The following is a 10862-nucleotide window of genomic DNA, read 5'->3' as shown; positions in this document are numbered from 1 at the left end:
AAGAAAAAAGAGAAGAAGAATCTTAGTAAGCTCTTGCTCTATGTACACTCATGCTGAGCGCACATACAAAAAAAGCGGGAGACGGGGCTCGAACCCGCGACGTCAACCTTGGCAAGGTTGCACTCTACCACTGAGTTACTCCCGCATGTTGAGTAGAGCCTGCTCAATCGCAAGCTCTGCGATTACAGGCGGAGGTCCTGCTTTTCGTATTGTAGGACTCCCGCAACAAAAGGAAGGACACTCTAAATCAAAGCTATAAAAACTTTGCAAGTGATTTGATGCAGCCAAAAAATTTTGTTTATCCTTTTGGGTTTTAAGGAGATCCAGGAGTAGGATTGCCTGAAGGAATCACCGTACCGGTCGCGGGTCGGGGAGGCATGACAGGGGGAGGGGTTACAGGCGTTCCTGCAGGAGGTGTTGGCGTGGGAAGCAGCCAAGGAATTCCTCCTCCAGCTACAACCCCCACTACAGCACCAGTTCCTGCATAGAGCAAATCAGTGATTAACACATTTCTTCGAGTAGAAGGGGGAGAGATTACTCGACCCAGGAAAAGGCTAGTTCCCGCGGCTAGAAAGCCCACGGATAAAGCCCCACCCACACTAGGTTCACCAGGAACACAACCGACGTCGTGAGATGCAATATAAATACAGGCTGTTGCTCCAATTACACCTCCCAGAACGGCCCCAGCCGCAGCAATAGGGGGAGTCCAGTCACGCACTGCATTACTCGCCCCTTCATCCCTGGCCAGATTGGCAATGAGACTATTGTAATAGCCATTCAACTGAGCACGGTCGTCATAAGTTAAGTGAAAAGTTTGATCTCCATTACGATAAAAAGCAGTTAATGTGTCTCGGGGCTGACCATTTCCAAACAAATGTCTGGCCACGGCCAAGGCCGCTGCTTGGTATAAGGATCTTTCATTGGGATGCGATTGAATGAGACGGTTCAAATTCTCTCTCAAGTTCCCTACATTTATTCTAAGTGCTGCCGGAGCAGCATTTGTGGAAGGGACAACCTCTACAGAGGCCAGAGGATGAACCGGGCCACTCGCATTAATATTCAAACAAGCTAGCACAAGTTCAGGCAGGTGCTGATTCAACCAGGTTTGATTAAAACCGGAAGGGACAGAAATGTTTTCGCTTGCTGGATGCGGAGTCCTTGGAGTCAGAATATTGTCTCTCACCAGACGAGCGGCCAGCGACTGTGCAAAGGCCTGCTCCGGAGGCAAAAGCGCCAAGCGCAGACGCTCTGCATTTTCGGGTCTTCCAATAAGATTTCTCAAATCAGTCAAACGACGCTGATTTGCAGAGTTTCTAAAGAAGTCGCCTCTTCCCTCTGCCCTCGTCATCGCCATAAGGTCTGCCTGTATCACCTCTAATAAATTGTATCGATTGTTTGCAGGGGATAAACGATAAAGCTCTGTGGCCAAACTAATTAAGTTCTCTCCAAAAGAATTTAAAGGAGGGGTTCCCAAGTACAAATAACTCACCAATTGAGCTGCAACCTGGTGTACTCCGGCCTTAACGAGATCTGGCACAGTCGCCAAACGAGGAGCCTGATGCCCATCTTCTATGCTGGGTTCAAAAGCCCTTTGAGTATCGTGCAAAAGGCTTAAGGCATCTAAAATGCGATAAGTTCGGCTTAGGGCTCCGGGTTGTCCTGCGACTGCAGTGAAGGTATCGACATCGTTAATGTAAGGCCTATTTCCCGTCAGCAGTGCACTAAAACCCACCTGCAACATGTCTTGCTCTGCATAGGAAAGACTTCCTAAGCCTGAAAACAAGGTTCTCACTCTCTCTAAAGAAATATCATCCTGCACATTTGCTTCATTTAATCCCACATAGAGACGCAAAGATCTATAAAGCGCCTCGTGTTGAGAAAGCATTGTTTGCATGCGCTCCCCCCCCAACACCAAGTCGAAGGGCACACCAAGACTGGGATCCGAAAGGAGTTGTTGTATAAAAATTCTATGTTGAAAGTCAGGGGAGCTAAGATCTAGCGATGCATGATTGATAGCCTGTATTTCAGGCCGATTTGGCTCATTAAAGTGCATAGGAACAAAACGAGTCGCTCTAAAATCACGAAAAAACCGAAAAGCTGCAGTGCTTGGAAAAATATTGGTATCCTCAGGATCAGATTGAGCCGTCCTCCTTAACATCAAATGATGTTGTCTTGGATTCCCTTCTTCACGAAAAATGACATCGGCCACATAAGACCCCTGAGTGGAGGATTCGCTTGCTGCAGGCGACCTTCCGTGATGACGACGCGGTGGTGAGGGGGTCTCACTTTCGGTAGGCTGTGGTACTTCACGGGTAAAGCGAATATCATCGATAATAATTCCCATATAAAACCCCCTCTGAAAGATTGGTCTAAAAAGTCATGCAAGCGGGTATCGTCATCCTCTCGGAAAAGTTGCTAACTTTTTTTACAATTTTTGAACCATTCAAAAGTAAGCCTTAGACCCTCGGAAATAGAAACTTGGGGAAGCCATGAAATCTCGCTCTTGGCCTGCTCAAAAGAAAGCAGGCTTCGTCTTTGTTCGCCCAACTTGGCTGGGGCATGTTCTGCCCTTTTGACCTGAGAAAAAGAACTTAATATTTCAAAGAGTTGAATCACACTGGTTTCACAATTAGTTCCAATATTAAAAACCCCATTTACCTCATTCTTCAAGGCCAAGACGTTGGCTTTGACCACATCGGCCACATAGACATAATCCCGTGTCTGCAGGCCGTCCCCATTAATGACAGGATTTTCTCCTTTGAGCATTTTTTCTAAAAAAATAGCCACCACCCCAGCCTCCCCATGGGGGTTCTGCCGAGGACCATAGACATTGCCATAACGCAGGGAGACAGACTTGATCTGGTAGAGCCGCTCATAAAGCCTGAGATATTCCTCCCCCACCATCTTGCTTAAACCATAAGGAGAGGCAGGTCGCAGGGGATGTTTTTCGGTGGCGGGGAAAAAATCTTGCTCTCCATAAATAGCCCCCCCGCTGGAGGCAAAAATTACCTTTTTAAGCCCAACTTTTCGGCCGGCTTCGAGTAAATTTAGGGTCCCCAGGATATTGATTTTGGCATCGTAGGCAGGCTCGGCTACTGAACGACGCACCTCCATCTGAGCCGCATGATGGCAGAGTACTTCGGGTTTGAACTCCTGAAAGACGGCTTCCACTTCGGGATTCACGATATCCAGCTCGTAAAATTTGGATTTGGGATTTATATTTTCACGCTTGCCACTAATCAAATTATCGAGCACCGCCACTTCATGACCTAAATCCAGAAAAGCATCTTGAATATGAGAAGCAATAAATCCGGCAGCGCCGGTGATGAATATGCGCATTGATTTTGTCCCCTTTACAAAAGCCAGTCCAGCTACTATCTGAAATAAATCATGAATATCAACGACGAAATCCTGAAAGAGAAAAAAAGACTAAACGCCGTGATCGTCGCCCATTATTACCAGGAGGCGGCTATCCAAGACTTGGCGGACTGTGTGGGCGATTCTTTGGCCTTGGCCCAATATTGCGAAAAAACGAAGGCCGACACCATTGTTTTTTGTGGCGTAAAGTTCATGGCCGAAACGGCGAAGATTCTGAATCCCGGCAAAAAAGTATTGCTCCCCGATTTGGAGGCCGGCTGCTCTTTAGCGGATAGCTGCCAACCCGCCGCATTTGCCTACTTCAAAAAGAAACTGAACAATCCCTATGTGGTGATGTATATCAATTCCTCTCCGGAAATTAAGGCCCTCTCCGATTTGATCTGCACCTCCAGCAACGCGCTCAAGATGATTCAATCCATCCCCGCAGATCGCGAAATCCTCTTTGGACCCGACCGTCACCTGGGCCGCTATCTCATCCAAAAAACCGGACGTGAGATGAAGCTCTGGCAAGGCGTCTGCATCGTACATGAAACTTTTAATGAAAAAAAATTGCTGCAGTTAAAATTGCAAAACCCCGATGCCGAGGTGATTGCCCATCCTGAATGTGAAAAGGTGATTTTGGATCAGGCGAACTATATTGGGTCTACCAAGGCCCTGCTCGATTACACCCAGAAGAGTTCATCCAAAAAATTCATCGTACTGACGGAATCGGGAATTATTCACCAGATGCAGAAAGCTTCTCCGGATAAAATATTTCTGGAAGGCCCGAATGATTCCGGCTGTGCCTGCAACGAATGTCCCTACATGCGACTCAACACTTTGGAAAAATTATTGGCCTGCATGAATAATGAAACACCGGAGATTTTGATGAAAGAAGAGTTGAGACAGCGGGCTTACTTACCTTTGAAGCGGATGCTGGAGTGGAGTTAGAGCCGGACAGTGACTCTCAAAGGCCGCTCCCTATCATAAAAAATTTGAACCTCTTCCCCCGCAATTCCCAAATGTCGTCTGCTCCCTTCTCCCGGCTCAAGACAAACACGACGATTTCCAGCCAACAAGAGAAGCAGCGGAGGGCCTTCACTATAGATCTGGTAACACCTTTCACGTCCTGTACTGCCGGCCATATCCCTGATCATGTGTGAAAATGACACAATTTTCACCGCAGAGAGTATTTCCCGAATGAAATGTCTTTCAGGAAGTCCTGCCCAACAAGCTCTCCAAGCTAAAACCATAGCCTGCTGCTCTGGAGTGAGGCCTTCCCAAAGCTTCACCCTTTCAGCAACATCGGCTATACGTGTACGCTCCTCCACAGGGATATTTCTTCTTTCTCCGGGAGTCAAAGCTTGTACCCTAAGACTCGAAGGATCTTCTGTCCTAAAAACCAGTTCTCTTTGCTGAGGGGTTAAAAGACCCCAAACCCTTTGTTGTTCAGCAGCACAGGATAAAAATATTCTTCGTGGATCCAGCAAATCAAAAACACTCGCAAGGCCCTTTTCCGGAGGCCTCACCACAAATCCAATCCCTTTTCTCGAAGGCCTCGCTGGTGCAGACGCTGGAGGCGGAGCAACTGGAGGAACAGTAGGACGAGGAAGGACTGGAGCTTGTTCACTCGCATGAGGATGTGGATTCTCAAAACTTGCACGCGAAAACAGGAAAATTCGAGAAGCAGGTTCCTCAAGTTTTACATATAAATACCGCCCCCCTTGTAGAAAACGATAAATCCCCGGAGAAGCCATGTAGCGAAATTGTGCATCAATCATAAGCGAAGAAAGGTTTTCCCAACGATTAACAAATCCCGGGGAATATTTTTGAACTACCGTGTTGCAACAATCCATACCCAAAATAAAACCCTGAGAATAAATTTGAAATCTATTTTCTCCAAATTGCAGTGATCCGGCCGTAATTTTCCAGTCTTCCATTTCCAAACATCCCCTTTCAGGAATAGAAATTCCCCAATCACTCCTATGATTTCCAAATACGCTCCCCAGCAAGGCCGTCAAACCCAAAAGGCCCCATACGCCGTGATTTGCCGCCAAAGTATGCGTCGCTGCTTCCGCAACCCCCGGATGCAAAATAGTAATCAAACCTCCCAACCCAGCCATTAAAGGCAGACCCCGTCTATCTTGCAAAGTAGTCGCTATACTTTTTCCAAAGGCCTTCACTTCTTGCGTAATCCGATTCCAATGCCTAACTCCATTCTCCCCCGCCCAACTCACTGTTCGCCCCGAGACTGCGTTGCCACCATGAATTCCACATCCAAAGCCAAAGAACGTGTAAGGGATCGTGTAAAAGCACGACCTGTAGCGAATTGACTATGCCAATCTTCGTGACTATAACCCAACATGTTTCCTATTTTTGTTTCTACAGCAGATGAGGCCATCATGGTGAGAGCACCCGCCACTCGGCCCACCGCAAAAGATAGAAGAGGATTAGAAATAAAACGACGCAACAACGGTTGCAACACATGATTAATGCCTTCGGCACTACTGAGATTTGCTACCCCGCCCAAATCTCTGAGAGAGATTCCGCTAATTTCTTCAGTATGCCCCAAAAACACATGCATCCCTTCATTTGCACGAGAAGAAACTACATGCGTCAAAGCCATTCTTAACCCAAAAGCCAGCGTTCGATTTTGTAAAGAAGAAGTCAACGCAGAGCCTAGCAAACCGCCGACTGCGCCCGAGACAGTCATCAAACTCAGTTCCATCGCAAACTCGGGAGTGAAGACTTCTTGTTGTAGGGTATCCAACACAGTTGCCAAAGCAGGTTGCAAAGCACTATGAGAGAAATGTGAAGCTAAAGATTGATGAAGAGTGTTAAAAATCTGATGTTTTAAATCTTTCAAAGATTCTTGAGCAGCATTCAGTAAAAAACGGCCCTGGGCCAGCGTAGCTGAATGTTCTCGAACTACATTTTCTATTCGTTCCGCAATGGTCGTTGTACTTGATTGTCTTAATCCTTGTATTTCTCGCATAATGTTTTCTCACTATTTTTCACTCAGGTAATGCGGTAATTTTTACGTATTCGTGTTTGTCATCGCAATGACAATGCCTTAACAACTATCGACAACTCCAAGAAGAAGTTGCGTATTTTTTTTGACGCCCTCTCTTTTTCAAACTAGTCACTATTTTACCTATGAAAATCCAGCCATTTAGCTCCATCTCCCAATTCAAAAAAGAAGACTGGAACGCCTTAAGCCCAGCAGATCATCCCTTTCTGGATTACGATTTTCTAAAATGCCTCGAAGATTCCCGCAGCATCAACCTGCCCCATTACTGGAAGGCTTTTTATTTTTCTTTCGTTTTTTCAGACTCTGCCATCATCAACTGCGTCAAAATCTTTTACTCGTCTTGGCGAAAAAACAGGGGGAATATATTGCAGGGAGTTTCAATTTAAAAAAAGGAAACAAACTGTATGGCCGTTACTGGGGCTGCCGTGAACCGATTCCGAATTTGCATTTCGAATTTTGAGCCCAGCGAAACCTACAGCGCTCATTATTTTACGCATCCACAAATTTTGGAATTATTTACCCAGTGGGTGGAGGAGCAGAATACTGTTGTAGCGGAAACAATAGAGAAATATCGGGAGTTGTCACCGATTAAAAAGAAGGTTATCCAGGAAGACAAATCATGAACTACCCTCTATTCAAAACCGAAGGACCTTGTCTAGCCCCTGATGCCCTGATTATTGGCTCTGGCATTGGAGGGCTTGCCTGCGCCGGTTTCTTGGCCAAAAATGGAAAAAAAGTTTTAATCTTAGAAAAACACAAAGTAGCAGGCGGGTTCACCCATACTTTTCAACGCAAGGGTTACGAGTGGGACGTAGGCCTGCACTATGTGGGCGAAGTACAACAGCAGAAAAATCTACTGCGCAAGGCCTTCGACTATTTATCGGATGGGCAGCTCGACTGGGCGGACATGGGCGAGGTTTATGACAAGGTGTTCATTGGCGAAAAAAGTTTTGATTTTGTGAAAGGTGTTCAAAATTTTAAAAATAAACTCATCGAATATTTTCCAAACGAAAAAATAGCCATTGAAGGCTATGTTGAAAAAGTGTTTGAGCTGACACGTTCTTCCAAAAATTTCTTCATGGCAAAAGCCCTCCCCTCTTTGATTGCTCCCCTTGCTTCGTCCTGGCTAAAGAAAAATTTTCTAAAACTTTCCCGACAAAGTACCCTGCAGGTTTTAAATCGTCTCACACAAAATCAGGAACTACGCGCTGTACTCAGCGCCCAATACGGCGACTACGGCTTAGCACCCGCACAAAGTTCTTTTGCCATTCATGCCCTGGTGGCCAAGCATTATTTCGAAGGAGGATCTTATCCCGTGGGAGGATCCGGACGAATTGCCGCCACAATTTATAGTATGCTCAAAAAACATGGCGGAGAAATTTTCGTCAGAGCCGAGGTAAAAGAAATTCTGATTCGAAATCAAAAGGCCTATGGCGTAAAATTGGCGGGGGGAGAAATCATTGAAGCCCCGCTGGTGATTAGCGATGTAGGAGTTTTAAATACCTACAACAAGCTCATTCCCCAGCCTTCCGAAAAATTAAAAAATGCCGTTAAAGAAGTAGAACCCTCTCTAGCCCATCTCTGTTTATATATCGGATTAAAACAGCCTCAAGAAATACTGCAGCTCCCCAAAAGCAATTACTGGATTTATCCTTCAGCCGATCACGATCAAAGTATCGCGTCTTACCTCAAAGACCCTGAAAACTCGGCGCCTCCCGTTTGCTACATTTCTTTCCCTTCTGCGAAAGATCCTTCGTGGGAAAAACGTTTTCCTGGAAAATCAACAATTGAAGTAATTGGCGTCTGCCCTTATGAGTGGTTTAAAAAATGGGAAGACAAACCTCGACGCGAACGAGGAGACGATTACAAGGCCTTCAAAGAAAAATTAGCCAAACCCCTTTTGGAGTTACTCTACCAACATGTGCCTCAGGTGAAAGATCAAATTGATTATTATGAAATTTCTACTCCTCTCTCCACACGATACTATTGCAATTACGCTCAGGGAGAAATTTACGGCCTGGCCCACACGCCTCAGCGCTTCGATCAAGATTGGCTGAAACCTCAGACTCCCATCAAAAATCTTTTTTTAACCGGACAAGATATTACTACCGACGGAATCGCCGGTGCCTTGATGGCTGGGCTTTTAACGGCTTCTGTGATTTTGAGGAAGAATTTGATTAAGGAATTATATCGCTAGAAAATTTTAAGGCACAAATTGTTTCAACCATTTCACATCCTCTTTTGCCCGGTCTGCGTCCACTTGGGTATAAAGCTCTTCGGGGGGAAGCTCCAAATCTTCATCACCATAAAAGCTCGTTTCACGCTCCAATCGCAGATGTCTAGAAATCGAAAGAACCCTATCCAGATGCCCGATGAGTGGTTTAGAAAGTTTGTTTTTTTCTTTTTCAATAATTTTTCCAACATCGTGATAATGGGGTCCCCAACTGGCCTGTCTTCCGGCTCGAGAAAAACATCATGATCTTGGAATCCGATTTGGTGGAATGGATGAAAAGAAGGTCCCAAAAGATGTTACGTAGGAAAAAATGAGCTGTGATATGATGATCTTTATTGCTCCATTTCATATTGGATTTCTTTTTCTTCTGGCTTGTCCTTTGGCAGTTCATGCAACGAGTATCCAATGGCTTTATAGCCTCGGAGTCGACGGAGAAACATTCTTCGAAGCATGGGCACTTCCTGATCCACATAATCATAAACTTGGACAATACTTTTTCCTTCATGCGAACGATGAAGTCGCCCGACATATTGTTGCAAGGTGCCTTTCCAGGAGATGGGGCTCACAAGAAACAAAGTATCCAGACGGCTGTCGTCAAAACCTTCACCGATGTAACGACCTGTAGAAAGAATAATTCTCTCTTCAGAATTTGGCAGGGCAGCCATTTCATCCATTAAAGCTACTCTTTGCTTTTTACCCATTCCGCCTCGTAAAACAAAAATATGTTTTACAAATTTTCTGAGGCGATTTTCAAAAGTCTCCAAATGCTCCGTTCGCTCGGTAAGAACAAGAGGAGATCGTTTTGATTCGAGTGCTTGTAAAATGTCATCAAAGATAAGGTCGTTGCGTTGCTCATTTTGGACCAGTGCTGAATAAATTTCTTGAATACTGTGCTGACCCATTTCTGGCAGGCTAAATTTTGTGTGTCGTGGAATGACCAAATGTTCAAATTGGGTCATTTGCTGATGCTGCTTGGGACTTACCTTAAAACGAATGGGCCCACATTGCATGGTAATAATCGGATGGTGGCCGTCTTTGCGAACGGGTGTAGCGGTAAGGCCGAGCACATACTTCGCTTTCACTTGTTTGAGTACCTGCTCAAAACTGAAGGCTGAGATGTGATGGCATTCGTCGATAATGACATGACCATATTCTGAGACAATGGGCTTCACTTCACCTTCACGATGCAAACTTTGCATCATCGCAATATCAATGATTCCTGTTGCCTTTGATTTTCCTCCACCAATTTCACCCATGGATTTTGGAGCAAGTTCCAAAAACATGGAAAGACGCTCCTTCCATTGATCCATCAACTGCTTACGATGCACGAGAATCAAAGTGTTGGTCTTCCGCTTGGCAATCATAGCTGCGGCAACCACCGTTTTCCCAAAGGCAGTTGTGGCTGAAAGTATTCCGATATCGTGTTTGGAGAGTTCTCGAGTAGCTTCCTTTTGTAGTTCACGAAGTTCCCCCTTGAAACGTACATGAATCAATTTTCCTGAAAAGCGTTCATCCATAATTTCAGATTTGATACTGTGTTCTTCGAATAAATCGACAAGCTCCCTTAAACAGCCTCTTGGAATAGCAACATAGTTTAAAAAGTCTTCGCCACAGGAAATGATTCTTGGTTTTCCGTAAGTGGAAAGTCGCATGGCTTGAGTTTTATAAAACTCCGGATTTTGAAAAGCTGCAATGCGCAGGATTCGATTGAGCATGGCCGAGGGGAGGCCACTTTTTTCGACATAGATCATATTGTCTAATGTGATCTTGGCCTTTTCAGGGAATGGCCCATTGATTTTTTTGGATTTTCGTTCTGATTTTTTCCAAGGCTTGATGGGAGTTTCATCTTCTTCATCGATCAACTGGATTTCACCTACTTCAGCACGAAACTAAACAGAGATAAGAATATTATGAATCTGATTTTCCGTGATCTTTTTTATCTTGGAAAGAATGGCCCATTGATCTTCATACAGATTTCCATTTTCGTCGATGAACACACTATTGCCACGACTCCGGGGTTCCCGCTGAAGTGGTAGCGCAATAAGATTTCCAAATCCTCCTTTGGGCATCGTATCTTGATTGGGAAAAAGCCTGTCGTAAGAATCAAGACCTACTTGTCAGCGCGCATGACAGGGAGCCTGGAGTTCGCATGATAGGGCCCCACCTGTACGCATGATAGGGACCCGGTGGTTCGCAAGGATAGGGACCCACTTTTTCCTCTAAAAAATAGCGACGGATCTT

10 protein-coding genes and 1 tRNA gene are annotated in these 10862 nt (G+C 45.3%); 4 read left to right on the top strand and 7 right to left on the bottom strand.

Annotated elements, in window-relative coordinates; all coding sequences use genetic code 11:
• Positions 1-73 precede the first annotated feature (73 nt).
• The 3 genes from HQM15_08285 to HQM15_08275 form a co-directional block, all read right to left on the bottom strand.
• Positions 74-145: transfer RNA gene (locus HQM15_08285), tRNA-Gly, on the bottom strand.
• Positions 146-313: 168 nt separating this feature from the next.
• The gene (locus HQM15_08280) at positions 314-2344 is read right to left on the bottom strand and encodes a hypothetical protein (GenBank protein MBF0492763.1); all 2031 of its coding nucleotides are present in this window, start codon (positions 2342-2344) and stop codon (positions 314-316) included.
• Positions 2345-2415: 71 nt separating this feature from the next.
• On the bottom strand, positions 2416-3339 hold the full coding sequence (locus tag HQM15_08275) for an NAD-dependent epimerase/dehydratase family protein (protein ID MBF0492762.1): 924 nt from the start codon (positions 3337-3339) through the stop codon (positions 2416-2418).
• A 51-nt stretch (positions 3340-3390) separates the two neighbouring features.
• On the opposite strand from HQM15_08275, the gene nadA reads away from it, so the two are divergent.
• Positions 3391-4308: a quinolinate synthase NadA gene (gene nadA / locus HQM15_08270; protein MBF0492761.1), complete on the top strand. Its 918-nt coding sequence runs from the start codon at positions 3391-3393 to the stop codon at positions 4306-4308.
• Here the strand turns inward: nadA and HQM15_08265 are convergent.
• Together HQM15_08265 and HQM15_08260 are read right to left on the bottom strand one after the other, a co-directional pair.
• Positions 4305-5594, bottom strand: a complete 1290-nt coding sequence (locus HQM15_08265) for a hypothetical protein (protein ID MBF0492760.1) — start codon at positions 5592-5594, stop codon at positions 4305-4307. The two genes, nadA and HQM15_08265, sit on opposite strands and share 4 nt — an antisense overlap.
• Positions 5591-6352, bottom strand: coding sequence for a hypothetical protein (locus tag HQM15_08260; GenBank protein ID MBF0492759.1), 762 nt, complete (start codon positions 6350-6352; stop codon positions 5591-5593). Before HQM15_08260 ends, HQM15_08265 begins: the two co-directional genes overlap by 4 nt.
• Positions 6353-6614: 262 nt before the next feature.
• On the opposite strand from HQM15_08260, the gene HQM15_08255 reads away from it, so the two are divergent.
• The 3 genes from HQM15_08255 to HQM15_08245 are packed head-to-tail and all read left to right on the top strand — an operon-like array spanning position 6615 to position 8585.
• Positions 6615-6848, top strand: a complete 234-nt coding sequence (locus HQM15_08255) for an N-acetyltransferase (GenBank protein ID MBF0492758.1) — start codon at positions 6615-6617, stop codon at positions 6846-6848.
• Positions 6814-7011: an N-acetyltransferase gene (locus HQM15_08250; GenBank protein MBF0492757.1), complete on the top strand. Its 198-nt coding sequence runs from the start codon at positions 6814-6816 to the stop codon at positions 7009-7011. The genes HQM15_08255 and HQM15_08250 overlap by 35 nt, the downstream gene beginning before the upstream one ends.
• On the top strand, positions 7008-8585 hold the full coding sequence (locus HQM15_08245) for an NAD(P)/FAD-dependent oxidoreductase (protein ID MBF0492756.1): 1578 nt from the start codon (positions 7008-7010) through the stop codon (positions 8583-8585). Before HQM15_08250 ends, HQM15_08245 begins: the two co-directional genes overlap by 4 nt.
• Before the next feature lie 368 nt (positions 8586-8953).
• Here the strand turns inward: HQM15_08245 and HQM15_08240 are convergent, their stop codons facing one another.
• Together HQM15_08240 and HQM15_08235 are read right to left on the bottom strand one after the other, a co-directional pair.
• Complete coding sequence (locus tag HQM15_08240) at positions 8954-10483, bottom strand: DEAD/DEAH box helicase family protein (GenBank protein ID MBF0492755.1); 1530 nt, start codon at positions 10481-10483, stop codon at positions 8954-8956.
• Positions 10484-10510: 27 nt separating this feature from the next.
• Positions 10511-10690, bottom strand: a complete 180-nt coding sequence (locus tag HQM15_08235) for a hypothetical protein (GenBank protein MBF0492754.1) — start codon at positions 10688-10690, stop codon at positions 10511-10513.
• Between the last annotated feature and the right edge of the window lie 172 nt (positions 10691-10862).

This window comes from Deltaproteobacteria bacterium, assembly GCA_015233135.1.
Taxonomy (GTDB): Bacteria; UBA10199; UBA10199; order JADFYH01; family JADFYH01; genus JADFYH01.
The sequence above is the reverse complement of the archived record's forward strand: the minus strand, read 5'-3'. Positions and strand labels throughout refer to the sequence as shown.

Coding starts and splice junctions, on each gene's coding strand:
- HQM15_08280 (MBF0492763.1), bottom strand. CDS start 2,344: ATGGGAATTATTATCGATGATATTCGCTTTACCCGTGAAGTACCACAG.
- HQM15_08275 (MBF0492762.1), bottom strand. CDS start 3,339: ATGCGCATATTCATCACCGGCGCTGCCGGATTTATTGCTTCTCATATT.
- nadA (MBF0492761.1), top strand. CDS start 3,391: ATGAATATCAACGACGAAATCCTGAAAGAGAAAAAAAGACTAAACGCC.
- HQM15_08260 (MBF0492759.1), bottom strand. CDS start 6,352: ATGCGAGAAATACAAGGATTAAGACAATCAAGTACAACGACCATTGCG.
- HQM15_08255 (MBF0492758.1), top strand. CDS start 6,615: ATGCCTCGAAGATTCCCGCAGCATCAACCTGCCCCATTACTGGAAGGC.
- HQM15_08245 (MBF0492756.1), top strand. CDS start 7,008: ATGAACTACCCTCTATTCAAAACCGAAGGACCTTGTCTAGCCCCTGAT.
- HQM15_08235 (MBF0492754.1), bottom strand. CDS start 10,690: ATGCCCAAAGGAGGATTTGGAAATCTTATTGCGCTACCACTTCAGCGG.